At 70.5% G+C, this 25,398-nt stretch carries 17 protein-coding genes; 3 read left to right on the forward strand and 14 right to left on the reverse strand.

The genetic code is table 11. The annotated features are described in order from the left end of the window. The first annotated feature begins 135 nt into the window (after positions 1–135). Entirely contained in the window at positions 136–1,797 is a 1,662-nt protein-coding gene (ettA, locus tag RAB70_RS21140; protein ID WP_017908418.1) for an energy-dependent translational throttle protein EttA, read from the forward strand. A gap of 342 nt (positions 1,798–2,139) precedes the next feature. Here the strand turns inward: ettA and RAB70_RS21145 are convergent, their stop codons facing one another. After that, positions 2,140–2,655, reverse strand: coding sequence for a peptide deformylase (locus RAB70_RS21145; RefSeq protein WP_148829541.1), 516 nt, complete (start codon positions 2,653–2,655; stop codon positions 2,140–2,142). A gap of 281 nt (positions 2,656–2,936) precedes the next feature. Here RAB70_RS21145 and RAB70_RS21150 point away from each other — a divergent pair, with 281 nt between their 5' ends. Continuing rightward, the gene (locus tag RAB70_RS21150; RefSeq protein ID WP_148829423.1) at positions 2,937–3,959 is read left to right on the forward strand and encodes an IS5 family transposase; all 1,023 of its coding nucleotides are present in this window, start codon (positions 2,937–2,939) and stop codon (positions 3,957–3,959) included. Positions 3,960–4,336: 377 nt separating this feature from the next. On the opposite strand, the gene RAB70_RS21155 is transcribed toward RAB70_RS21150, so the two are convergent. The 13 genes from RAB70_RS21155 to RAB70_RS21215 all read right to left on the reverse strand — a co-directional run bounded on the left by RAB70_RS21155 (position 4,337) and on the right by RAB70_RS21215 (position 23,739). Then, entirely contained in the window at positions 4,337–8,815 is a 4,479-nt protein-coding gene (locus tag RAB70_RS21155; RefSeq protein WP_148829903.1) for a cellulose synthase subunit BcsC-related outer membrane protein, read from the reverse strand. Next, positions 8,803–9,969, reverse strand: coding sequence for a cellulose synthase complex periplasmic endoglucanase BcsZ (gene bcsZ / locus RAB70_RS21160; RefSeq protein WP_148829902.1), 1,167 nt, complete (start codon positions 9,967–9,969; stop codon positions 8,803–8,805). Before bcsZ ends, RAB70_RS21155 begins: the two co-directional genes overlap by 13 nt. Continuing rightward, entirely contained in the window at positions 9,966–12,254 is a 2,289-nt protein-coding gene (gene bcsB / locus RAB70_RS21165; protein WP_148829901.1) for a cellulose biosynthesis cyclic di-GMP-binding regulatory protein BcsB, read from the reverse strand. Before bcsB ends, bcsZ begins: the two co-directional genes overlap by 4 nt. 59 nt (positions 12,255–12,313) lie before the next feature. Beyond that, positions 12,314–14,464, reverse strand: coding sequence for a UDP-forming cellulose synthase catalytic subunit (bcsA, locus tag RAB70_RS21170; RefSeq protein WP_148829900.1), 2,151 nt, complete (start codon positions 14,462–14,464; stop codon positions 12,314–12,316). Between the two features lie 95 nt (positions 14,465–14,559). Beyond that, the gene (locus RAB70_RS21175; RefSeq protein ID WP_148829899.1) at positions 14,560–14,946 is read right to left on the reverse strand and encodes a hypothetical protein; all 387 of its coding nucleotides are present in this window, start codon (positions 14,944–14,946) and stop codon (positions 14,560–14,562) included. Positions 14,947–14,993: 47 nt separating this feature from the next. Continuing rightward, the gene (bcsD, locus tag RAB70_RS21180) at positions 14,994–15,452 is read right to left on the reverse strand and encodes a cellulose biosynthesis protein BcsD (protein ID WP_026143666.1); all 459 of its coding nucleotides are present in this window, start codon (positions 15,450–15,452) and stop codon (positions 14,994–14,996) included. Positions 15,453–15,671: 219 nt separating this feature from the next. Then, complete coding sequence (pncB, locus tag RAB70_RS21185; protein ID WP_017916257.1) at positions 15,672–16,856, reverse strand: nicotinate phosphoribosyltransferase; 1,185 nt, start codon at positions 16,854–16,856, stop codon at positions 15,672–15,674. 7 nt (positions 16,857–16,863) lie between these two features. Next, positions 16,864–17,088, reverse strand: a complete 225-nt coding sequence (locus RAB70_RS21190) for a hypothetical protein (RefSeq protein WP_148829898.1) — start codon at positions 17,086–17,088, stop codon at positions 16,864–16,866. 354 nt (positions 17,089–17,442) lie between these two features. Then, positions 17,443–18,414 carry a glycoside hydrolase family 113 gene (locus RAB70_RS21195; RefSeq protein WP_148828905.1) on the reverse strand — a complete coding sequence of 324 codons (972 nt, stop codon included), beginning with the start codon at positions 18,412–18,414 and terminating at the stop codon, positions 17,443–17,445. After that, positions 18,396–19,910, reverse strand: coding sequence for a hypothetical protein (locus tag RAB70_RS21200; protein ID WP_148828906.1), 1,515 nt, complete (start codon positions 19,908–19,910; stop codon positions 18,396–18,398). Before RAB70_RS21200 ends, RAB70_RS21195 begins: the two co-directional genes overlap by 19 nt. Next, on the reverse strand, positions 19,858–21,789 hold the full coding sequence (locus RAB70_RS21205; protein ID WP_148828907.1) for a glycosyltransferase family 2 protein: 1,932 nt from the start codon (positions 21,787–21,789) through the stop codon (positions 19,858–19,860). Before RAB70_RS21205 ends, RAB70_RS21200 begins: the two co-directional genes overlap by 53 nt. Before the next feature lie 2 nt (positions 21,790–21,791). Further along, positions 21,792–22,742 (reverse strand): hypothetical protein, encoded by a 951-nt coding sequence (locus tag RAB70_RS21210; protein ID WP_043093230.1) that lies wholly within the window; start codon positions 22,740–22,742, stop codon positions 21,792–21,794. Positions 22,743–22,893: 151 nt separating this feature from the next. After that, positions 22,894–23,739, reverse strand: coding sequence for a glycosyltransferase family 2 protein (locus RAB70_RS21215; RefSeq protein ID WP_148828908.1), 846 nt, complete (start codon positions 23,737–23,739; stop codon positions 22,894–22,896). A gap of 421 nt (positions 23,740–24,160) precedes the next feature. On the opposite strand from RAB70_RS21215, the gene RAB70_RS21220 reads away from it, so the two are divergent. After that, positions 24,161–25,312 carry a phosphotransferase enzyme family protein gene (locus RAB70_RS21220; RefSeq protein WP_148828909.1) on the forward strand — a complete coding sequence of 384 codons (1,152 nt, stop codon included), beginning with the start codon at positions 24,161–24,163 and terminating at the stop codon, positions 25,310–25,312. Positions 25,313–25,398: the final 86 nt, after the last annotated feature.

Below are 25,398 nucleotides of genomic sequence, written 5' to 3' on the forward strand. Positions count from 1 at the left end.
GCGCGGCACCACCCGCGCGTCTGCCGCCGCCACCGTGCGGCAACGATTGCCGGCGGCCGTCCGGCTATAATCCGCCATCCCTTTCGACGCCCTCCGGCCGCCGGCCGGCGGGCGCCCTGCGCCTTTGGAGCCGCCATGTCGCAATACATCTACACCATGAACCGGGTCAGCAAGACCGTGCCGCCCAAGCGCCAGATCATCAAGGACATCTCGCTGTCGTTCTTCCCCGGCGCCAAGATCGGCCTGCTCGGCCTCAACGGCGCCGGCAAGTCCACCGTGCTGAAGATCATGGCCGGCGTGGACACCGATTTCGAAGGCGAGGCGCGTCCGCAGCCCGGCACCAAGGTCGGCTACCTGGCGCAGGAGCCGGAGCTGGACCCGAACAAGACCGTGCGCGAGTCGGTCGAGGAAGGCGTGGGCGAAGTGCTGCAGGCGCAGGCCGCGCTGGAAGCGGTGTACGCCGCCTATGCCGAGGAAGGCGCCGATTTCGACGCGCTGGCCAAGGAACAGGAGCGCCTGGAGGCGATCTTGGCCGCCGGCGACGCGCACACCCTGGAGAACCAGCTCGACGTGGCCGCCGACGCGCTGCGGCTGCCGCCGTGGGACGCCAAGATCGCCAACCTGTCCGGCGGCGAGAAGCGCCGTGTGGCGCTGTGCCGGCTGCTGCTGCAGAAGCCGGACATGCTGCTGCTCGACGAACCGACCAACCACCTCGACGCCGAGTCGGTCGAATGGCTGGAGCAGTTCCTGGCGCGCTACACCGGCACCGTGGTCGCGGTGACCCACGATCGCTACTTCCTCGACAACGCCGCCGAGTGGATCCTGGAACTGGACCGCGGCCGCGGCATTCCGTGGAAGGGCAACTACACCGAGTGGCTGATGCAGAAGGACGAGCGCCTGAAGCAGGAAGAGAACCAGGAAAAGGCGCGGCAGAAGGCGATCCAGAAGGAACTGGAGTGGGCCCGGCAGAACGCCAAGGGCGGCCGTTCCAAGGGCAAGGCGCGTCTGGCGCGCCTGGACGAACTGCAGTCGGTGGACTACCAGAAGCGCAACGAGACCAACGAAATCTTCATCCCGCCGGGCGAGCGCCTGGGCAACTCGGTGATGGAGTTCAAGAACGTCTCCAAGAAGTTCGGCGACCGCCTGCTGATCGACAACCTGTCGATGATCATCCCGCCGGGCGCCATCGTCGGCATCATCGGCCCCAACGGTGCCGGTAAGTCGACCCTGTTCAAGATGATCACCGGGCAGGAGAAGCCGGATTCGGGCGAGATCGTGGTCGGCCCGACCGTGCAGCTGTCGTACGTGGACCAGAGCCGCGACAAGCTGGAAGGCAACCACAACGTGTTCCAGGAGATTTCCGGCGGTCTGGACATCCTCAACATCAACGGCGTGGAGATCCAGTCGCGCGCCTACATCGGCCGCTTCAACTTCAAGGGCCAGGACCAGCAGAAGATGGTCGGTTCGCTGTCCGGCGGCGAGCGCGGCCGCCTGCACATGGCCAAGACCCTGCTGCAGGGCGGCAACGTGCTGCTGCTCGACGAACCGTCCAACGACCTGGACATCGAAACCCTGCGCGCGCTGGAAGACGCGCTGCTGGAGTTCCCGGGCAACACCTTCGTGATCTCGCACGATCGCTGGTTCCTGGACCGCATCGCCACCCACATCCTCGCCTTCGAGGGCGACTCGCACGTGGAGTTCTTCCAGGGCAACTACCGCGAGTACGAGGAAGACAAGAAGCGCCGCCTCGGCGACGACGCCGGCCCCAAGCGCCTGCGTTTCAAGGCGCTGAAGTAAGCCGCAGCGCGTTTCTGGCAGCACCCGCCACGGCCCGCTTCGCGCGGGCCGTGCGCGTTTTGGCTGACTGTCGGGTGGGGCCGCTCTCCGGCTCCGGGAGTCTGCGGGAGTCGACTGTCATACAGCGACGACACGCGAAGCGGTGCGCTTTCCGATGGCGCAATGCGTCGGGACTGAAGTCCCTCCCACGGTGCACCCGCCGAGTTCGTTGCAAGTCCCTGTGTCGCGATGGGCCTTACCGGTAAAACCGTCGCGACTGGAGCGCTCCCACAAGCGCGTGACAGTGCACGCATGCGGAAGTGACCGCTGGGCACGCATCGCCAACGCGGGGGCATCCCGGCACTACAGGTCGTAGGACAGCACGTCCTCGAAACCGAACCTGTCGAAGTCGCGGATGCGCGAGGGATACAGGCGGCCGATCAGGTGGTCGTGCTCGTGCTGCACCACGCGGGCGTGGAAACCCTCGGCCTCGCGCTGCAGCGGGGTGCCGTCCGGCAGCACGCCGCGGTAGCGGATGTGCCGGTAGCGCGGAATCACCGCGCGCAGCCCGGGAATGGACAGGCAGCCTTCCCAGCCGTCCTCCAGGTCGTCGGACAGCGGCTCGATCTCCACGTTGGCCAGGGCGGTGCGCGGTACCGGCGGCGCATCCGGATAGCGGTCGCTGCGCTCGAAGCCGAACACCATCAGTTGCAGGTCCACCGCGATCTGCGGCGCGGCCAGGCCGACGCCGCGCGCGGCGTCCATGGTCTCGAACATGTCGGCGACCAGCGCATGCAGTTGCGCGCTGCCGAAATCGGTGACCGGCGGCGCCTGGCGCAGCAGACGCGGGTCGCCCATGCGGATGATGTCGCGGATCATGTGCGGACTCCTGGCAGTGGGGAATGGCCGCGATTATCCGCCGTGGCGGCGACGCGTGCAGCGCGGGCCGCGGCCTCCCCTGCCCCGACTGCGACACACCGCGGTGCAATCCCCGTGTTGCGGCAAAGCGCTTGGCGAATTCTGCAGGTGCGAACTGTCATGCAGCCGCGACGCGCGACGTGGCGCGCTTGCCGATGGCGCAATGCGTCGGGACTGAAGGGCACCTCTAAAAACCCCGCCTTTGGCATCATTGGTCTGGAGAACACGCCGAGGACGCCACGATGATCAGCCTGTTTGCCGGCCACGAACGCGAAGCCAAGCGGCAGCAGATCGGCGATCCTCTGGCTCTGCTGTCACGGCATATCGACTTTGCCGGGATTGCTCACGTCGTAGACGCGAAGCTGTCCTTGGGTACTGGCAAGCGCGGTGGCCGTCCGGCTTGGCCGACGCAGGTGATGATCAAGCTGCTGCTGTTGCAGCAGTTGTACAACCTCTCCGACGATGCGCTGGAGTACCAGGTGCTGGATCGGCGCAGCTTCCAGCAATTCCTCGGACTGGAACACAGCGGCAAGGTGCCCGACGCCAAGACGATCTGGGTGTGGCGCGAACGGCTCAAGACCAAGGATCTGATGGGCGACATCAGCGCGGCGATCGGTGAGCAATTGCAACGTGCCGGGTTCATTGCCCGCGGCGGTCAGATCATCGACGCCAGCATCGTCAGCGCTCCGATCCAGCGCAACACGCGCGAAGAGAACGCGCAGATCAAGCAGGGCGATGACGTCGGCCAGGACTGGAGCGATGCCAAGCGTGCGCAGAAGGATATGCAGGCACGTTGGACCAGGAAGCATGGGGTGGCGTTCTACGGCTACAAGCTGCACGCCAGCACGGACCGTCGCTGGGGCTTCATCCGCCGCTACGACGTGAGCGCGGCCAACGTGCACGACAGCCGTCACTTCGAGCAGGTGCTGGACCCGGACAACACCGGCCGCACGGTATGGGCCGATAGCGGGTATGCCGATGCAGCGCGGGAAGCAGACCTGAAAAGGCGTGGTTACCGCCCCGCGATCCAACATCAAGGGCATGCGCGCAAGCCCTTGAGCGAGGCAGCAAAGCGCCGGAACCGTCGAATTGCCAAGGATCGGGTGTTCGGCGAGCACCCGTTTGCGCGCTTGGCCCAACAAGGCGGCAAGTTCGTACGCTGCATCGGCTTGGCGCGGGCAAAGGTGGTGATCGGGCTGAAGGTCGCCAGCCATAACGTGATGCGGCTGGCACGGCTACAGGAGCGGGCCATGGCGCCAGCGTGATCGGCTGAGGTAGCCCAGCGGCCACCTCAGCCTCCCAACCACCACGATCAGGCGCCGCTCTGGTGCCGTTGCGACAGATGCTACCCCTGGCTCCAGGTCGTGGCAGGTTGTTCGAGGTGCCCTGAAGTCCCTCCCACCGTGCACCCAGCCAGCGTAGCGCGCATTCCGTCACGCGTGGTTCCGCAGCGCCGTGGGCCATCCGCCGAGATGGATGTGCACACGTGACGCCCGCCTGACGTCGCTCCCACAGGGATGCGCTGGGCATCCTTGTGGGAGGGACTTCAGTCCCGACGACGGAGGGTGTCAGTCGGGTTTCGGTGCCGCTTATCGCGGCTGTAAGACAGTTGACGTGCGCCGGTCTCCGCGCGGCACGCGCCCTACTCCGGCACGTACGGCGAGGCCAGCACCTGCGGGCGGCGGCCGAGGCCGGCGCCGAGCCGGTCGAGCACGAAACGCACGTAGAGGTTGGTACTGAACTGGGTGTAGTCGCGGGCGTTGTTGAACAGCAGGCGGCCGCCCAGGAACAGTTGCGGGGCGATCTGCCATTCGGCCGCGCCGGCGATGTTGTAGGACATGCCGGTCTTGCTCTGCCCGGCGTAGACCGGCGCGACGTAGCGGTCGGTCAGGCCCAGCAGCGCGGCCAGCGAGGCGGCGTCGTAGGCGGCCTGCTGCATCTGCGCGCTGGTCGGGAAGTACGGGCTATCGTCGCTGCGGAAATGCTGCACGCCGACGCTGGCGTCCACGCTCCAGTTGACCGTGCGCCCGGCGGTGCGGCCGCTCCAGTGCACCGGGAAGCCCAGGTCCACGTAGTCCTGCGGGCTGAAATAGCCGCCCTGGCCGTAGGTGTAGCCGCCCAGGTTCTTGTCGTACTGCATCGCGGTCAGGTTGAGGCCGGCGGTCAGCGACTGGTTCTCGGTGTCCAGCGCGTGCACGTACACGCCCAGGTCGACCTGGCGGTGGTCGTTGCTGGCGACGTTGCGGCCGACCAGGCGGTCGGCACTGACGCTGGCGTAGCCGCCGAGCAGGCCGTTGTCGAGGGTGGCCGACAGGCGCAGGCCGTTGCTGGTCACGCCGCCCCAGCCGAGTCCGGCGCGGCCGTCGTCGACGCCGCCGAAGGACAGCAGGCTGTCGCTGACCGCGCGGCGGAACACCTGGCCGGAATAGGTGAGGTTGTCGCCGGCCTGGCCGCGGTAACCGACGCCACCGACGATGCGGCGCTCGGGGAAGCCGACCGGGGTGCTGCCCAGGTCGGCGCTGAAGCCACCGTTCTTGTAGGTCACCGCCATGCCGACGCCGCGCGCGTCCTGGTCCATGCGCCGCGCGCCGTTGCCGTTGGCGGCCATGGTGTACAGCGCCTGGCTGAAGCCGGCCGGGGTCAGCGCCGCGGCGGTGGGGTTGGCGGCGAGGTTGCGGAAGCGGGCGATGTCGGCGGCGCTGAGGTCGGCGCTGCGCGAGGCGTCGCCGAGGATGGCGCTGGCCAGCGTGCCGATCGCGGTGTCGGCGGCGGTGTTGCCGAGCAGGAACGCCGACAGCGGCTCGGCGTACAGCGCCTGCAGCGCTGCCGCCTCGCGCTGCGCGTTGGTCAGCGCCGGGTCGGTGTCGTTGAACAGCTTGTTGTACAGCCCGGTGTTGACCGCATAGGTGCGCAGCGCGTTGCGGGTGGCGTTGCTGTTGCCCTCGGTGAGCAGCAGTTGGTACAGGTCGCTGCCGACCAGGCTGTCGATCGGCGTGCGGTCGGCGGCCAGGGCATCGCCCATCGCCGCGGCCGGGCCGGCGCCGAAGCGGCTGGCGGTGGCGTAGCCGGTGCCGAGCGTGCCGGCGTCGAGCAGGGTCGGAGTGAGGTCGACCTGCAGCTTGCCCTCGCCCACCGCGAACTCGCCGTGCAGCGGCACTTCCAGATCGCGCAGCCGGCCCAGGCCGGCCTCGCCGTCGCGGGCGCGGTAGCTGGCGCCGGTGGCGAGGCTGTCGCTGTTCTCGGCCTGCACCTCGCGCAGTTCGTCGAGCACGGTTGAACCGCCGCCGGCGCTGGCCGGCGCGGCGGGCTGGCGCAGGGACGCACGCGGCGCCGCGGCCAGCAGCCCGTCGTCGGGCAGGTCGCGCGGCACGCTGCGGGCGGTGCTGCGCTGACCCGGCACCGGCAACGCGGCCAGGGCCACGCCGACGGCGCTGGCGCTGGCCGGCGGCGGCAGGTCGTCGCCGGCGGCCACGGCCGGCGCGGACGCCGGCAGCGCGGACGCTGCGTAGGCCGGGGCCGGCACGCCGCCGCCGAGGCGGTCGGACACCACCGCGGCGCTGCGCGGCATGCGTCCGTTCATGCCGGCGAACGGATTGAGCGGGCGCCCGGCAGCGGCGTAGGACGCCGGGCCGTTGGCGGCCGGCAGGCCGTTGTCGTACTGGCCCGCCTCGCGCGCCTGCGCCGCCAGTGCGGCACGGAAGTAGCTCTCGGCCTTGCGGTTCTTGCCGGCGCTGCGGTACACGCGGCCGGCGGCGCCAAGCACCTGCGGCGAATCCGGCGCCTGCGCCAGCGCGCGCTGCAGGTAGTCCTCGGCGCTGTGCAGGTCGCGCAGCGCGGCGGCGGTGTTGGCCGCGGCGATCAGCGTGTCCAGGTCGTTGGGCGACTGCTGCAGTTGCTGCTGATACAGCACCAGCGCCTGGCGCTGGTCGCCGGCGGCGGCGTACAGCCGCGCCAGCGCGGCCACCGCCTGCGGATCCTGGTTCTGCTGCGCCAGCAGCGGCGCCAGCGCGTCGTAGGCGGCTTCGAGGTTGCCGAGTTCGCGCAGGGCATCGACCTGGCGCAGCACGTAGCCGCTGCGCAGCGCCTGGTAGCGGCGCTGCTGCTCGGCGCTCATGTCGCTGTCGCGCAGCTGGCGCAGGGTCGCCGCCAGTTCCGCGTCCTGGTGCGCGCGCAGCAGCACGCCGGCGTATTGCAGGCGCGCCTCGGTGGAGGGGTTCTGCGCGACCAGGCGCTGCGCCAGGGTCAGCGCGCGCTGGTTGCTGCCGATGTCGGCATAGGCGCCGGCCATCGCCGCCAGCAGTGCCGGCTGTTCCAGCGCGTCGCCCAGCGCGGCCTCGGTGCGGCCCAGCAGCAACTGCGCTTCGCCACCGCGGCCCTGCTGCTGCAGCAGGCGCGCCGTGGCCGCCTGCTGTTCGACCCAGGCGGTGTTGCGCAGCGCGCTCATCTCGGCGGTGCGGGCATTGGCCGGAATGCGTTCCAGGCTGGCGTAGGCGCTGGCCCAGTCGCCGCGTTCCTGCGCCAGCAGCGCATTGGCGTACAGCGCCTCGGGCATGTCGCCGTGCACTGCGAGCAGGCCGTCCATGACGCTGCGCGCCTGGTCCGGACGCCCGGCCTGCTGGTACAGGCGCGCCAGGTCCAGCCGCACCCACGGATCGCCCGGGTTGTCGACCATCGCCTTTTCCAGCTCGCTCTGCGCGGTGACGGTGTCGCCGGCCTCCAGCGCCTGCTGCGCGCGGGCGCGCTGCAGGTTGGCTTTCAGCGCGGACTCGCCGCCGGCCTGCTGGCGCTGCGCCGGGCTGAGCCTGGCGAACAGCGCATTGGCCTCGTTGGCGCGGCCCTGGCGGCTGTACAGGGCGATCAGGCCCTGCAGCGCGCCGGCATCGTCGGCATGCAGGCGCAGCGCCTCGCGGTAGCTCTTTTCGGCGGCGGCAGCATCGCTGGCCGACTGCAGGTCGCCCAGCAACGCGTAGCCGGCGGCCTCCTCGGGCTTGAGCTTGACCGCCTGCTGGACCAGGCGCAGCGCGGCGTCGGTGTCGCCGCGGGTGCGCGCGGCCTGCGCCTGCTGCAGCTGCAGCCAGTAGCGCGCGCTGTCCAGCGCGCTGCGCCACTTGCCGTTGGCGGCCGCGGCCGGGCGCAGCAGTTCCTGCGCTTCGCCGAAGCGCTGCTGGCGCAGCCGCACCGAGCCCAGGCCACCGAGCGCCTCGGCATCGCGCGGACGCGCGCGCAGCACCTGCGCGAAGCGCTGTTCGGCCAGCGCCAGGTTGCCGGCGTTGAGCGCCTTGAAGCCTTCGCCCAGCTGTTCGCCGGCCGGATCGCCGCCTTGCGCGCGGCGCTCCTGCAGTTGCGCGGCCTTCTTGGCGATCTCGGCATCGTTCGGATTGGCGGCCAGGAACGCCTGGTACAGCGGCGCATCGGCGGGGCCGGCATTGAGCCACAGCAGCGCCTGGCGCCAGCCGGCACGCGCGGGACCGGCGACATCGGCGCGCTTGCTCAGCGCGGCGAGCTGGGCGATGCCCTCGCGCCGCGACGGTTCCCGGTAGGTCTGCACCTGCGCCAGCGCCAGCGCCGCGGCGGTGTTGTCCGGCTGCGCGGCAGCCAGGCGGCGCAGGCCGTCGCGTGCGCCGTCCCAGCCCTGCGGGGTGCCGGCCAGCGCCTGGTAGTACTCCAGCGCCAGCGAGTCCGGCGGGCCCTTGCCGTCGAACAGCGCCTGGTAGGCGCGCACCGCGTCCACGTAGCGGCCGGCGGCGGCGGCGCGGCGTGCGTTGCGCAGGTCGATGTTATCGCCGGTGCCGCCGATCGACATGGCCAGGCGCTGGGTCTGCGGCGCCTGCGGATGCGCCTTCTGCAGCTGCGCCAGGCGCTTGCGCGCGTCGGTCTGGCGGCCCTGCGCCAGATCGATCTGGGCCAGGCCGAGCAGGGCGTCGGGCTGGTTCGGGTCGACCCGCAGCAGCTTGCGCCAGGCGTCGGCGGCGAGATCGTCGCGGCCCTGGTCGTGCCAGTAGTTGCCCTGGCTGACCAGTTGCTGGGTGGCGTCGGCGTTCTGCGCGTGCGCGCTGCCGGCGAGCAGGCACAGGTCGATCATGCCGGCCAGGTACAGGGGTTTGAGGTTCATGCGGAGCATTGGGTTCTCCAGGCGGGCTGCAGCGCGCCGTCTGCGGAAAAGCGGTAGCGGTTGTCGAGCCAGGCGCGTCCGAACAGGATCAGCACCCGGTCGTAGTAGGGAAGCCGTGCCGCGGCGGCGTCGCCGGGCGCGGGAATGCGTTGCGCCTGCGCCTGGAGCAGCGCCGGTTCGCGCAGCGCGCTCAGGTACGGCAGCAGGGCCGCGGCGAAGCCGGGCGGCGCCTGGCCGCTGCCGACGCCCTGGCGGCTGTCGATCTTCTCGTCGAGACGGCCCTGCGCGCGCAGTTGCTGCAGCGGGCCGGACAGGTCGTCGAGCAGCGCCTTGCGCAGCGGATCGGCGGCATCGAGCATGCCGGCCCACAGGTACACGCGGATGGCGTCGTAGCTGCCGATCGCGCCCTTGTCGGGGTCGACGCCGAACGCGCGGCCGTCCCAGGAGGTCCAGTCCGGCGCGAAGCCGACCGGCGCGCTGTCGCGCAGCATCCGTGCGCTGCGCGTGGCCAAGCCGGCCCACGGCCCCTTCGGATCGACCGCGGCGAAGCGCCGCAGCAACTGCAGCGGCAGGTAACTGGGGTTGAGCGTCCAGCGTTGCGGCCTGACGAAGCCCTTGGCCGCCGGCAGCAGCATGCTGCCGAACCCGGGCAGCTCGGCCAGCTCGGTGCGTCGCACCAGCGCCAGCATCTGCAGACCGGCCTGGGTGTAGCCGGGCCGTTGCCACAGGCGCCCGGCCTCGAGCAGCACGTAGGCGATCCACAGGTCGGCGTCGCTGGCGCTGTTGCCGTCGAGCACGCGCCAGCTGCCGTCGCTGGCGCGGCCCCACAGCCAGGCCGGCAGCACCTGCTGCGGGCGGCCCCCGCACAGGTTGTGCCGGGTCCAGCCGAGCACGCGCTCGAACAGCACCTGGTCGTTGGCCACCAGCGCGAAGAACAGCGCGTAGGACTGGCCTTCGGAGGTGCTGCGCCGGTCGGCGTGCTGGAAATCGATCACCCGTCCGCTGGCATCGAGGTGCTTGCCGACGAACGCGGTCCACTCGCGCCACGGCGCGCAGGCCGGCGCCACCGCCAGCGCGGCGCGCGCCGGCGGCAGCAGCGTCGCCGCACCGGCGGCGAGCAGGCCGCCGAGCAGGCGCCGGCGTTGGCCGGTGTGTCCGTTCACTGCCCTGCCTGCAGCCGCGCCGCCGAATGCCGGCGCAGCACCACGCGCGCGGCCAGCGCCAGCAACACGCTCAGCAGCACCACCGCCAGGCCCAGCAACAGCGGGTGCTGCGAGAAGTACCAGCGCGCCCAGGTCGGCAGCGGCAGGTGACCGACATAGTAGGTCTGGTTGCCGGCCAAGCTGCGCACCTTGCCCTTCTGCAGCAGCACCACGCTGCCCTGGAAGTCCTTCAGCGTGGCCGGCTCCAGCCAGGCGTCGAAGAAGTCCTCGACGCTGGCCGGGTCCTCGGCCAGCAGCCCGACCACGCTGCGCCCGGCCTTCAGCGGCGACTGGAAGCCCATCAGCACCACGTCGCCGGGTGCCGGCTTCACCGCCACCTCGGCGGTGGTCGGCAGGTCGGTGCGGCGCGCATCGAACGAGAGGAAGCCGGGCAGCTTGTCCAGCACCCAGTCGCTCATCGCAAAGCGCCGCCCGCTGGCGCCGTCGCCGATCGGCAGCGCCGCGCTCCAGCGCTGGAACAGCGGTTGCGAGCGCAGGCTGCCGAACACCAGCAGGTCGCTGTCGGCGTGCTTGTCGACCTCGGCGGCATGGATCAGTGTCACCCGCAGCGCCGGGTAGCCGGTGGACGCGCCGAGCCGGCCGAGCAGGGTCAGCAGGTTGGCCATGTCCTGGTCGCCGATCTCGTCCGGCACCACCACGGTGGACTCGGACAGGTCGGCCAGGCGGGTGAACGGGAAGCCGGCATTGCCGAAAGCGGCCAGGTTCGGCATCGCCATGTAGTGATGGAACGAGCGCAGGTCCACGCTGGAATCGGCGTCGATCGCGCCGGACACGTCGGGGAAGGTGTTCTTGCACGCTTCCGCCTGCGGGCGGTCGAAGAAGAAGTGGAAGCGCAGCTGGCTGTTGGCCGAGAACGGCCCGGTCGGCAGCAGCAGTTTCTGCTCCACCGGCATCGCCCCCTTGGGCGAGAGTTCGTGCCACCAGCGCAGCGGCAGCGACTCGGCATAGGCATGGCCGTTGAGCGGCAGCGTGGTGACGAAGGCATCGTTGATGCTGACGTTGAGCGCCGACTTGTTCTGCGTCTCCGGCACCGTGTAGCGATAACGCAGGTTGACCGGGATGCCGTCGCGCTGCCACACGAACAGATCCGGCGGCAGCTGCAGGCCGACCCGGATCAGGTCGGGGTGGTAGCCGCTGACGTTCAACTGCGAGGTCTGCGCGACCAGATCGCCGAAGCGCACCGGCTTGTCGCCGGAGATCCAGTTGGGCGCGTCGTAGGGCTTGCGCGGCTGCGCCGGCTTGAGTTCGCCGATGCGCGCCACCGGGCCGTTGAACGGCGTGCCCAGGCTCAGCGCGGTGGCGGCCTGCTGCAGGTCGTTGTCGTTGCGGCCCAGCACCAGCAGCAGCTTGCCGGTGGCATCGCGCGGATTGGTGATCATCGCCAGGGTCGGGCCGGCGATCTCGGTCAGGCCGGCCTGGGTCGCGGCCAGTTCCGCCGGCAGGGTCGCGGCGGTGGCGAACAGCACCGCGTTGCCGGTGGCCGGCACGTCGCCGATGGCCACGCCGAACGACGCGCCGCGGTAGCCGGCCTGCGCGCCGAACCAGGAGGCGACGATGCCGGCGCTGCGCAGCGTGGCCAGGTCCGGGCGCTGCGGGAACACGAACGGCAGTTCCAGGCGGCGCGTATCGCGCTTGTCGTAGAACGGCACCGGCAGCAGCGCCAGGTCGTTGCGCAGCACCAGCGGGGTGGCGGTCAGCGACAGCCGCGTGGATGGATCGATGTTGGCCCACAGACTGGTGTGGTCCGGATCCTCGCAATCGCGGGTGTAGTGGCCGATCAGTTGCAGGTTGAGCCGGTTGTAGTCGCTGATCAGGCGCGGATCGATCGGCACGTCGCTCTGCTGCAGCTTGCCAGCATTCTCGCGGCTGACCGGCAGGGTCGCCACGGTGACGCCGTTGACGCTGACCTTCAGGTGCGACAGGTCCGGCAGCAGCGCCGGCGAGTAGCTGTAGACCAGATGCAGGTTCGCCGCCTGCACCACTTCGTCGGTGCGGGTGCTGAAGGCGATACCGGCGCTGCCCTGGATGCCGCGCAGGGTCATCTCGTAGTCCACACCCAGTTGCTTGAGCGTGGCCGAGCGCTCGCGTTCGGCCGGAGACGGCAGCGGCGTGGCGGTCGCGGCGGCGGCCGGCGCCTGCGCGGTGGCGGGAAGGGTCGGCTCCTGGGCCAGGGCGAGGCCGGAGAGAACCGTGAGACAGCACGCAGCCAGGGCGGGTAGACGCATCGACGGCAACCGGATGGAAGTGAAAGAGAGGAATGAACGCGACACGATGGAACGACGACTCACGGCGCAGCCTCCTCGCCGGCGGTGCGGCCGCGCCAGCCGCTGCGCGCGCTGCTGGCGACGTGCTGGCCGAGGCGCCTGAAGCCGCGCATGCTGGCCGCGAACACGCGGCCCAGCGACACCCAGAAGCGGTCGCGGTCGTGACGGCCCCACTGCGACACCCAGATGTCGGCACGGGCGAAGGTGCAGGCCACCAGCCAGCGCTCCTGCTCGATCGACATAGGCCGGAACTGGATGCTGATTTCGCCGTCGCGGTCGTGGCGCACCATCGCCGGCAGACGCTTGGAGCTGCCGCGCTGCGGCAGCGCGATCTCCACCGGCAGGTCCGGCTCCACCGGCACCGGCTCGAGCAGACGCAGCGCCATGCCGCCGGTGGAGAAGTTGACCGTGCGGCAGGCCAGTTCGCGGCCATCGGCCAGGTGCAGGGTGGCCGGGATATCCAGCGGCACGCGGTGCGAGCGGCGCACCTGGCGCATCTCGCTGGCGGTGGCGATGGTGGCGCCGAGCAACAACACGTTGTACGCGGTCCAGGCCAGGTTGAACCAGATCGTCTGCGCCTCGCCACCGGGCTGCACGCTGAGCAGGCGCATCACGCCCGCAGCCAGGCCAGCCAGGTTCAGCACCAGCAGGAACAGGTAGGGCTTGGCGATCTGCCCGTCGAAGTAGCTGCGCGGCACCAGGCCACCCTTGGGGGTGACGTTGAACTTGCCGAGCTTGGGATTGAGCAGTGCCACCAGCGTCGGGCGCAGGATGTACCAGGCCAGGGTGGTCTCGTAGACCTCGTTCCACAGCAGGTGGCGGAACTTGCCCTGGGTGCGCAGGTTGGTCAGGTTGGCCTGCAGGATGTGCGGCAGCGCATAGGCCAGGATCATCAGCGCCGAGGCATGGATCACGTGCGCGCCGAAGAACAGGAACGCCAGCGGCGCGGTGAGGTAGACGATGCGCGGCAGCCCGTAGAAGAAGTGCAGCATCGCGTTGGCGTAACACAGGCGCTGCGACAGGCGCAGGCCCTTGCCCAGCAGCGGGTTGTCCAGCCGCGCGATCTGCGCCATGCCGCGCGCCCAGCGGATGCGCTGGGCGACGTGGCCGGACAGGCTCTCGGTGGCCAGGCCGGCGGCCTGCGGCACCGCGATGTAGGCGCTGCGGTAGCCGCGGCGGTGCAGCTTGAGCGCGGTATGCGCGTCCTCGGTGACGGTCTCCACCGCCACCCCGCCCACTTCCTCCAGCGGCTTGCGCTTGATCACCGTGCACGAGCCGCAGAAGAAGGTGGCGTCCCACTGGTCGTTGCCGTCCTGCAGCAGACCGTAGAACAGCTCGCCCTCGTTGGGCACCTTACCGTGGTTGCCGAGATTGCGTTCGAACGGATCGGCGGAGAAGAAGTAGTGCGGCATCTGCACCACCGCCAGCTTGGCGTCGCGCAGGAACCAGCCCATCGCCACCTGCAGGAACGAGCGCGTGGGGATGTGGTCGCAATCGAAGATCGCCACGTACTCGCCGCTGGACTTCTTCAGCGCCGCGTTGATGTTGCCGGCCTTGGCGTGGAGGTTGTTGGTGCGGGTGACGTAGTGGATGCCGACCTGCGCGCAGAACGCGCGGAACTCCTCGCGGCGGCCGTCGTCGAGCAGGTAGATGTTGAGCTTGTCGGCCGGCCAGTCCATCACGCTGGCGGCGAGGATGGTCGAGCGCACCACCGACAGCGGTTCGTTGTAGGTGGGAATGAACAGGTCGACGCTGGGCCATTCGCGCTGGTCGGCCGGCAGCGGCAGCGGCCGCCGGTTCAGCGGCCACAGCACCTGGAAATAGCCCAGCGCCAGGATCACGAACGCGTACAGTTCGGCCAGCAGCAGGCCCAGGCCCAGGCTGAGGTCGACCGGGCTGCTCATGCCCACGGTCTGGGTCAGGCGCCACCAGATGTAGCGCGAGGACACCGCCAGCGACAGCGCCATCATCACCAGGATCGCCAGGCGGCTGCCGCTGCGCCGCAGCAGCATGGCCGCGGCGAACACCACCAGCGAGAACAGCAGTTGCTGCGGCACATCCATCGGGATGGCGACGACGAAGACCAGCAACACGGCACCCAGCAGCCACAGCGACCAGTTGGCCAGGACATGCAGCGGGCGCGCGGCACGCGACGCGGAGGCAGCGCTCATCGGCGATTCCTAACAAGGGGAGGAGGTCGGCGCGCGGTCTTCCCCACCGCGCGGCGACGGCAAACAGGTGCGGCGCCCGCAGGCGCCGCATGGCATCAACGATTCAAGAAGCGCTTGAGCGGACCGCCCGGCGCCGGCACCGCGGCCTCGCGGCCGACCTCGAGCAGGCGCTGGAACAGCTGCTGCAACGGCGTGCCGGTCGCGGTGCCGATGACGGCGGCCGACACAGGCGCCGCCGCTGCGGCGGGCGCCACCGGCAATGGCGCAGCCGGCCTGGGCTCGACCGCGGCGCGCACCACCGACAGCACCGGCGCCGGTGCGGGAGCCGCCGGCGGCGGCGCGGCGGCAGCCGGCTCCGCGGCGCTGAGCCGGTCGGCGGAAAAATCCTGGTAGGCGGTGGCGCCACTGCTGCCGAGCTTGGCGAACAGGCTGGAGACGTCGTCGCCGGTTTCGGCACCCGTTTGCTTGGACTTCTTGGACATGACGCCCCTCATGACGATCTGAAAATAGTCGGTCGCTACCGCCGCGCTCAGCCGGCCCTGGCCAGCACGAAGCGGCGCAGGTCTTCGTGTCCGGACGACAACGCACGCACGCCCAGGCCGGCCGACATCCCCACCTGCATGAACCATGCCTGATATACCCCTTCCAGGAAGCCGTCGGCACCGCCGGCCTGCCCGGCCAGGCCGATGTGCAGCGGCGAGCCGGCGTGCAGCAGCTCGACGCGGTCGGCGTGCTCCTCGAAGCGCGCATAGCCCCACTCCAGCCGGTCCCAGACGCGGTTCACCGCGTCCTCCAGCTCCTGCAGGGTGGTGCAGGCGCCGACCTGGTGTTCGGCGGCGAAGCGGCGGCCGATGCGCGCCATCAGCAGGGCCAGGTCCTCGGCGCCCAGCTCCGCGGCGAACTCCTCGGCGAGCGCGCGCAGAAAGCCGCGCCACTGCCGCGAACAGGCGTGGGTGCGGTAATGGGTCTGCAACGCGTGAGCGCTCATCGAGGAAGTCTCTGGGCAGGGACGGAACGACAACGGCGTAGCGGGTGTGGCGCCCCGGGCCGACCGTCGCCGGCCGCCACTAATGCGACACAGTTCTCACTTTGTGGCGCAGTGTATCTCACTCTTTCTTCACCGCAAAGCCCTGATGCGCCGAACTGCGACCCCTGCCCGCCCGCTCCGGGACCGGCGCTGGGTCGGCACCGGCAGGGCCGCCCAGGCTCAGTGCCGCTCCTCGGCCGGCACCTGGAACACCTGCCGCAGGTAGGCCAGATAGGCCGGATCGTCGCACAGGGTCTTGCCGGGCGAGTCGCTGAGCTTGGCCACCGGCTGGCCGTTGCAGCGGACCATCTTGATCACGATCTGCAGCGGCACCAGGCCCAGATCGTTGGTCAGGTGCGTGCCGACGCCGAACGCCAGCATGCAGCGATCGCGGAAATGCGCGTACAGCCGCATCACCTTGTCGATGTCCAGGCCATCGCTGAACACCAGGATCTTGCTGCGCGGATCCACCCGATGCCGCTGCAGATGCGCCAGCACCCGCTCGCCCCATTCGAACGGATCGCCGGAATCGTGGCGCATGCCGTCGAACAGCTTGCAGAAGTACAGGTCGAAATCGCGCAGGAACGCATCCAGGCCGACCACGTCCGACAGCGCGATGCCGAGATCGCCGCGGTACTCGCGCGCCCAGGATTCCAGCGCCGCCGCCTGCGAATCGCGCAGCCGCGGCCCCAGCGCCTGGAACGCCTGCAGGTATTCGTGCGCCATCGTGCCCAGCGGGGTCAGCCCGTAACGGCGGGCGAAATACACGTTGCTGGTGCCGACGAACTGCTTGCCGAGGGTCTGCTGCAGCACCGGCAGCAGTTCGCCGTGCCAGGCGCGCGAATAGCGGCGGCGGGTGCCGTAGTCGGCGATGGCGCAGTTGTCGTAGCCCGGGGTGTCGCGCAGCAGCGCGATCTTGGCCTGCAGGCGGCGCAGGCCTTCGGCATGGTCGGCGCCGCCGGCGTTGCGGAACCACACCTCGTTGACGATCGCCAGCAGCGGCACCTCGAACAGGATGGTGTGCAGCCACGGCCCACGGATATGCAGTTCGATCTCCCCGGGCACGCTGGCCGAGGCCTGCAGTTGCAGGTACTTGCGGTCCAGGTGGAACAGCGCCAGGAAATCGACGAAGTCCGGCTTGATGAAGCGCATCGCGCGCAGGTAGTCCAGCTCGTCCTCGCGGAAGCGCAGCGCACATAGCGCGTCGATCTCTTCGGAGATCTGCGGCAGGTACTGCGCCAGGTCGATGCCCGGGGTGCGGCACTTGAAGCGGTATTCCACCTGCGCGCCGGGATGCTGATGCAGCACCGCCTGCATCATGGTGAACTTGTAGAGGTCGGTGTCCAGCAGCGAGTCGATGATCATCCGCCGATTATGCGCTCAGTGCGCTGTATGCCCCGTCTTCGTGTTTTTCTGTGGGAGCGTCAGCCATGGTGACAACAAGTGCAAGAGCAAAGCTTTCGCCTTGCGGCGAGTTACTTTTCTTTGCTTGTGCAAAGAAAAGTAACCAAAAGAAGCGCTTCACCACAGCCGAAGGCTGGTCAAGCACACCCTGCCTCGCGCCCTCCGCGCTAACGCGCTCCGGGTCCGCGTCCATCCCGGGGATCCGCGGAAGGGGCATCCTGCCCCTGCCGCGGACGGCGCACGTCCCTGTGCGCCGCCCCTTCGGGGTTTTTCCCCGCGATGGCCGCCGCTTCGGAAGGGAACCCGGTAAGTCAAAAGCAAGGGCAAGGGCAAGAGCAACAGCCAAAGCCAAGCGACTGCGACTGCGACTCCCAAATGGACTCGCGATGATCGGTGTCAGGACGTGATGCGAGAGGGACTCTCGCCGCCCTTTTGTGGGATCAGTCACGAAGGCTTCCGAGGTCAGATCGTCCGCTTACTCCGTGCGTCGTGGTTGCATGACAGTTGACTCCTGCCAAGGGCGAAGCGCGCCCCTGATCCCTGACCCTCACCGCTTCAGCACCGCCTGCGCCGGCTTGTGCTGCACGGTGAAATCGCTGTCGCGCGCGCCGCCGGCGTCCGGATCGGTGTACCAGCACCACAGCGCGATGCCGGCGATGCGCGGCTGCGCGTCGAGCACCTCGCGCCACTCGCGCAGCACCTGCGCCTGCAACGCGGTGTCGACCTCGGCAGTGCGTTGCTCCGGGCTTTCCCATGGCGCTGCGAGACTGCCGTGCGCCGAGCGCAGGCCCAGCTCGGCCACCCACACCGGGCGGCCGCTGCGCTCGCCCAGCGCCTGCACCCGCGCGGCCGCCGCGCGCATCTGCGCGCGCCGTTGCTCCGGCGCGGCGGCCAGCGCCGGATACAGGCTGGTGCCGACGAAATCGAAGCGGTCCCAGTAGCCGAAGCGCTCGGCCTGCTCCAGGCCGTCGGCGACATAGCCGATCGGGCCGCGATAGACCTGGCGCACCGCCGCCAGCAGCGCCGGCCACTGCGGCGCATCCTGCAACTGACGCAGTTCGGTGCCGACGATCAGCGCGCTGGCGCGCTCGTCGGCGGCAACCTGGGCCAGTTGCAGCAGCGCGCGCCGATAAGCCGCGAACCAGGCGTCGCGATCGGCCGGCGCGGCCTCGCCGGCCCAGTGCCCGGGAATCCACAGATGCACCTTCAGCACCGGCTGCAGGCCGGCGGCGCGCATCTGCCGCAATCCGGCGCGGACCAGCGCCGGGCTGCTGTCGCTGCCCAGCACCGGGGTCGAAGACTGCGGCGCCGCCTGCCAGACGAAGGCGACCAACAGCGCACGCGAAGCGCCGGCCTCGGCCAGTTGCCGCAGCGACTGCTGCGCGGCGGCGCTGCCCCACGGCGCCTGCGGCGACACCTTGACGTTGGCGCCCATCCAAGGCGGCGACGCCGCACTGCAGCCGCCGGCGCTCAGCGCCAACAGCAGTGCGGCCAGCAGTCTCACGGCGATCGGCGCCATACCCGGTAGATGCCCTGGTGGTAGACCAGACTGTAGCCCGGCAAGCCCTGCTGCCACAGCTGCGGGAAGCGTCGGTTGAGGCTGTCCAGGGCGCCGGTCTGGCTGGCCGGGTCGCTGACCACCACTTGCGCCGGCATCTGCCGCGGATCGACCAGCGCCTGCTTGAAGCGCGGGTCGAACGGCAGGATCAGTTGTTTGGCGTCGCCGCGCGCGACGATCACCGGATAGCTGGCGCGGTCGTCGAGCAGGGTCGGCAGCCGCGCCTCGGCCAGCCACGCGCCCAGGTGCGCAGCGTCGGCATGGCGCGGCGGCGCCGGTGCCTGCAACGCGGCGATCCAGTCGCGGGTGGTGGAGGTGGCGGTGCGGGCGATCACCCAGCCGCTGGACACCGCGCCGGCCAGCAGCAGCGCCAGGCCCAGCCAGCGCAGGTTGCGGCGCAGGTCGCCCAGCACCAGGGCCGCCGGCACCAGCAGCAGGGCGAGGAAGTCCAGCGGCTGCGCCGTGAAACGCGCCCAGGTGGCGAGCGTGCCGGCGCCGATCACGGTAGCGGCGGCGGCCAGCACGCTGCGCCAGGTGTCGCTGTCGCGGGTGTGACGCAGCAACAGCAACAGCGGCGCGCTGACCACCCCGGCCAGCAGCAACCACAGCGGCGGCCACCATGGCTGCGCCGCGGCCTGCTGCAGCCACGGCTGCAGCGCCGCCTGCGCCGAGATGCCGCGGAAGGCGGACGTGGCGTCGCGCACGAACAGCAGCGGGTCGCCGAAGAACATGTAGTTGAGGTACATCCATGCCCCCACCGCGAACAGGAACGGCAGGTAGCACACCAGGTAGAACGCCAGCGGCGCCTGCCGCATCAGCCGCGGCGGCGCGATCAGGAACAGCCACGGCGCCAGCCCCACCGCCAGGAAGCAGGCGCGCTCGTCGACGAAGAACAGCAGGCACAGGCTCGCGGCCAGGCGCAGGTAGGCGAAGGCTTCCGGATCGTCGCGGAAATGGCGCAGCGCGCGCGCGGCCACGTAGAACACCAGCAGGCCCAGGCCCTGGTTGTTGCCGGACAGGGTCGGCCACAGGAAGAACGGCTGGATCACCACACCCGCACTGAGCGCCCAGGCCCAGCCGCGGCCCAGGCCGGCGGCGATGTCGCGCCACAGCAGGGTCACCAGCGTCGCCCCGGCCAGCACGTCGACCAAGTACGGCAGCAGCGGCGTGGACAGGCCCGGCAGGCCGCCGAGCAGCACGCCCAGGTACAGCGAGGCCTGCGCATACAGGAAGCCCAGGTACTCGATGCGGAAGCCGGCCGCGTCGCGCAACAGCAGCAGCTTGGCGTACTGCGCCATCGCGTCGTCGCTCATGTAGCCGTGCGCGAGCAGCCGGTGGCACAGCAGCGCCAGCAGCGCCGCGGTGAATACGAACACCGCGGTGCCGCGCGCGCGCGGCGGCGCGTCAGTCGTCGAGCGCGGCGCGGCGCTCTTCGGCCATGTGCTTGCTGATGCCATGGGTGGTCTTTTCCCAGTAGAACGGGTTGCGGATGAGCTGCCACAGGCCCTTGTAGGCGGCGATGGACTGCAGCAGCCAGTACAGCGGCACGGTCAGCGCGTAGGGCGCCAGGCGGAAGTAGTCGCGCTTGAACGCCGCCACCAGGGTCATGTAGATCAGGAAGCCATTACCGAGCAGCAGGTTGAGCAGGCTCAGGTACAGCAGCGCCGGCGGGAAGAACGGATCGAAGAACTTCGAGCCCACCGCCAGCCACAGCCCGTAGCTCAACCACATCAACGGCGCGGCCAGCGCGGTGAAGAAGGTGCCGCCGACGAACAGCTGGAAGCCCCAAAACCCGCGCACGCCGGTGGAGCGGTACAGCTGCACCGGGTCGCGCATGTGCACCAGCCAGGTCTGCATGTAGCCCTTGAGCCAGCGCGAGCGCTGCCGGATCCAGTTGGGGATGCTGACGTTGGCTTCCTCGAACGTGGTCGAGTTGACCACGCTGACCCGGTAGCCCTGCTGGGTCAGGCGCACGCCCAAGTCGGCGTCCTCGGTGACGTTGTACGGGTCCCAGGCGTGGACCTTGCGCAGGATGTCCAGGCGGAAGTGGTTGGAGGTGCCGCCGAGCGGAATCGGGATGCGCAGGGTTTCCAGCGCCGGCAGGTAGAAGTCGAACCACAACGTGTATTCCAGCGTGAACATGCGCGTGAGCCAGTTCTCGTCGGCGTTGTAGTAGTTCAGCCGCGCCTGGATGCAGGCCACGTCGGCCGGCGACTTGCGGAACGCGGCGACCACGCGCTTGAGCTGGTCCGGCTCCGGCTTGTCCTCGGCGTCGTAGATGGTGAGCATCTGCCCGCGGGCGAAGCGCAGCGCGTAGTTGCAGGCCTTGGGCTTGGTCTTGGGCTGCGACGGCGGTACCCGGATGATCTCGAAGAACGCCTCCAGGCCCAGGGCCTTGGCCGCCTCGATGGTCTCGGTGTCGTCGGCCTCCAGCACCAGCTTCACGTCCAGCTTGGAGGTGGGGTAGTCGAGCCGGCGCAGCGCGTTGGCCAGGATCGGCAGCACGTCCGGTTCCTTGTACATCGGCACCAGCACCGTGTAGACCGGCAGGTCCTCGTCGCCGAGCGAGGCCACTTCCTCGTCGCTGACCTTGATGTCGATGCGGCGCCGCGCACCGCGCCAGGCCAGCACCAGCTTCAGCCCGAAGGTGGCCAGGAACGCCACCGCGATCAGCGTGTTGAGCGCGATCAGGGTGACCAGCGGCCACAGCGCCAGCGCCGCGGCCAGCACCACCGTGAGCGCCACCAGGAACACCGACTGCGCGCGGGTGATCACCTGCCGCGCCGAGTGTTCCGGCGCGTGTTCGGCCAGCAGGTTCAGCGCGTCGTGGGTGAGCTGCGCGTCGGCGTGCTGCTGCAGGCTCCAGACGATGTCGAACTTGGAGGTGCCGACGAAGCGCACCTGCTCGCCGTAGGTGGCACGGGCCCAGGCGAAGATCTCCGGACCGGGATCAGCCACCGCCAGCACCAGCTGGCCGTCCTCCTCGCGCCACGGCAGCACCAGGCGCTGCGCGTAGTCGGCCAGCCGCTCCGGCTGGAACAGCGCCGGGTCGATCGGCTGCTTGAGCAGGTTGGCGAAGTTCAGCCCGAAGTGCTGCGCCAGCACCGTGTAGAAGCGCAGCGGCGCGACCCCGCGCTGGGCCAGCACCACGTCGCCCAGCCGCGAGCGCCAGCGCGCCTGCAGGGCCAGCGCGTTCTGCAGCTGCGGCGGGTCGATCACCCCTGCGGCGACCAGCGCCTCGCCGATCGGCGCCTGCAGGCCGCCCTCGGTGGGCAGCCGTCCGAGCCGGCCGGGCGCGCTCGCCTCGGCGGCGACGCTCTCGTGTTCGCCGGACACGGCTAGAACCGCCACCAGGCGGCCACGAACGGACCGCCCGCGCCGCCGGTGTTGCGCCCGGCCACCGGCTGCTGGTAGCCGAGCTGCAGCTGCGTGCCGCCGGGCAGCGTGTACAGCACCGAAGCCTGCAGCTTGCTGAAATCGAAGTTGTTGCCGCGGATCGGCGTGTTGTCGCCCGGCGCGTAGATCCGGTTCGGGCCCTTGCCGTTGCCCAGGCTCTGGATCACGTTGAACTCGCCGATCAGCATCCAGCGCGGGGCCAGCGCCACGCCGCTGGACACGTCCAGGCGTGCCTCGTCGGAGGCGTCGCCGCCGCGCAGCCGCACCGCCGTGCCCAGGTCGACATAGCCGTCGTGTTCGCCCAGGCGATAGCCGCGGCCCACGCTGTAGCGCAGCTCGGCGCCGTAGTCGCCCTGGCCCAGTGCCGGCCGCTCGCCATCGCGCTGGCGCGCATACGCGGGCACCAGCGCCAGCACCTGCAGCGCGCCCTGCCAGGGGCCGTCGCGGCCGTCCGGGTCGAGCCGGTAGCGCAGGCCGATTTCCTGGTCGGACCAGCCGCTGCTGTGGCGGTCGCCGTAGCCGCTGTCGTTGCGGTAGCCGACCTTGCTGAAATAGAAGTTGCCGACCAGGGTCAGGTCCGCGCTCAGCCCGTATTCGCCGTAGAGATTGAGCTGGTCCTGGCGGCTGCGCCCGGCATCGGGGAAGTTGCCCGACTGGCCGTGGCTGTTGAACACCGCGCCGCCATCGGTATGGCTGGCCTTGAGGATCACCAGCCCGTGACCGGCCTCGTCGACCCAGGCGCTGGCCCAGCAGGGGCCGGCCGCCAGGGCGAGCAGCGCCAGCGCCAGCCGCGCGCGGCGCGCAGGCGTGGCGCGGTGGGCAGCGGGCATGGGCACAGCGGACGCGCAGGCGCGCGCGTGGGTGCGCGGACGCACGCCGTCGAAATCATGCATGGTTGAGTTCCTGGTGGGGTTCCCCCGAACCGGAAAGCAGGCGCGGTCCAGGAGAGATCGGCGGAACACGTCATTTGTTAAGTGACGTACTTCCCAATATAGCGAATTTATGTTGCCATGCCGCACGCGCGCGCAACGCGGCCGATTTCGTTCAGCCTGGGCGGCGCCAGCACAGCCGGGCGAAGGTGACCCAGGCATGCAGCCAGATCACCGCCCACACCGCCGCCCGCACCGGCCAGGCCCGGGTCGGCGCCTCGAACTTGCGGAAGTAGCGCCACAGCCCGCGGTGCTTGTGCCACTCGACGAACCACGGGCGTTTGCGGCTGGACACGCCGCGCACGTGCAGCACGCGCAGGCGGTTCAGCACCGCCACCGTGGCACCGGCCTGGCGCACCCGGCGGCACAGGTCCAGGTCCTCGGCATGCAGCCGATAGCCGGCATCCCAGCCGCCGATGCGGGTGAACAGCGCGCGCGGCAACAGCATCAGCGCACCGGACAGCGCCGGCACCGGCTGCAACGGCTGCGCCGGGTCGGCCGCCAGCGCCAGCCGCGAGCCGGCCAGGGGATGCCGCAGCATCGCCGCGAAGTCCGGATCGCGGCGGCGTACCGCGGCGTCGGCGCGGCCGTGCTCGTCGACCTGCTCCACGCCCAGCAGCGCCTCGCCGAGCGCGGCGGCCTGCGCGCGCAACTGGGCCAGGGTGTCGGGCTCGACCATCAGGTCGGGATTGACGAAGGCCAGCCACGGCGCGTCGCTGGCCGCGGCGCCCTGGTTGCAGGCGGTGGCGAAGCCGGGGTTGTCGGGATTGGCGATGAAGCGCACCCGCGCATCGTCCAGCGCGTGCCGCTGCACCACGGCGAGGGTGTCGTCGCGCGAGGCGTTGTCGACCACGCGGATCTGCGCCACCTCGGCCGCCGCGCGCAACCGCTGCAGACAGGCATCGATGGTGCTGCCGCTCTCGTAGGTCACCACCACCACGGCTATCTGCTGTTCGCTCATCCGCCAATTATCCCGCATGTGCCGCCCGCCACGCGCACCGCGGGCATGGCGGCGGCGGCGATTGCCGCGCATACTCTGCGCCCCGTGCGCTGCGGGGCCGCTTGCGGCCCCGCGCGCATGGGAGACGGAGCGATCCGTGTCCTCTCCTTCGCCCAGTGCAGATGCCGGTCAGCGTTGTTTCCTGTCCCAGGCTGCCGCCCCACCCCGCAGACCGCGCGCGCCGCCTGAGCCCGCGCCCATGCCGAGATGCCGGCGGCGCCCGCTTCTCCGCTCCCGATCGCGCGACCGGGCCCTGCCCCGGGCCTCCTCGCTTCTGGTCTAGACCAACCACCCGCAAGGGCCGCGCTGTGGCGCATGGCATGCCCAGGCTGCGGCCGCTGGCACGGCGCGCTGGGTCGTGCCGGCACCGCGAGGCACGCGCATGAGCGCCCGCCACCAGATGCACGGCATGGGCATGCAGACCGTGGCCGCCGACTGGCCGCCGCTGTCCGATGGCGAGGTGGAAGCCCTGCTGCAGCAGTACGCCCTGCCCGGCCGCCTGCACGCCTTGCGTTGGCACAGCCCGCGCCCGTTCTCGGCGGCGGCGGAGGTCGAGACCGCCGTCGGCACGCTGTTCGTCAAGCGCCACCACCGTCGCGTGCGCGACCTGCACGCGCTGGGCGAGGAGCATGCCTTCATCGCGCAGCTGCGCGCGCAGGACGTGCCGGTGCCGGAGGTGCTGCGCAACCGCGATGGCGCCAGCGCGGTGCGGCGTGGCCACTGGACCTACGAGGTGATGCGCGCCGGCGAGGGCGAGGACCGCTACCGCGAGGCGATGTCGTGGACGCCCTTCGCCGACACCGCCCATGCCGCTGCCGCCGGCCGCGCGCTGGCCGCGCTGCACCGCGCCGCCGCCGGCTACGCCGCGCCGCCACGCAGCACCACCGTGCTGGTCGCCAACCTGCGCCTGTTCGCCCAGCCGCAGCCGTTGCAGGCGCTGAAGCACGATCTGGCACGGCGTCCGGCGCTGGCCGCATGGCTGCAGCAACGCGACTGGCAGGACGACCTGCGCGTGCAGTTGCTGCCCTGGCACGCGCAGGCCTGGCCGCTGCTGCAGACACCGCCGCCGGCGCTGTGGACGCACGGCGACTGGCATGCCTCCAATTTGCTGTGGCGCGGCCATGGCGCCGCCAGCACGGTCAGCGCGGTATTCGATTTCGGCCTGGCCGACCGGACCTTCGCCCTGTTCGACCTGGCCACCGCGATCGAACGCAACCTGATCCCGTGGCTGCAGTTGGACGACGGCGGCAGCGCGGTCGCCGACCTCGACCAGCTCGATGCGCTGCTGCACGGCTACGCCACATTGCTGCCGCTGGACGCGGCGCACCTGCGCCTGCTGGCCGCGCTGCTGCCATTGGTGCATGCCGATTTCGCGCTCAGCGAGATCGAGTACTTCGCCGGCATCACCGGCTCGGACGTGCACGCCGAGATCGCCTACCGCCGCTATCTGCTCGGCCACGCCGCCTGGTTCGGCCAGGGCGAAGGCCAGCGCCTGCTGCGGCACCTGCAGCGGCGCGCGGCGGCCGCGCCATGAACCGTCGCATCCACCCCGACACGTCCGCCGTCACGCCTGCCGCGCACGCACCGCGCGGCGCTGCCGCTTCCGCTTCTCTCCTTCGT

It is taken from the genome of Xanthomonas sontii (assembly GCF_040529055.1).
GTDB classification, from domain to species: domain Bacteria; phylum Pseudomonadota; class Gammaproteobacteria; order Xanthomonadales; family Xanthomonadaceae; genus Xanthomonas_A; species Xanthomonas_A sontii.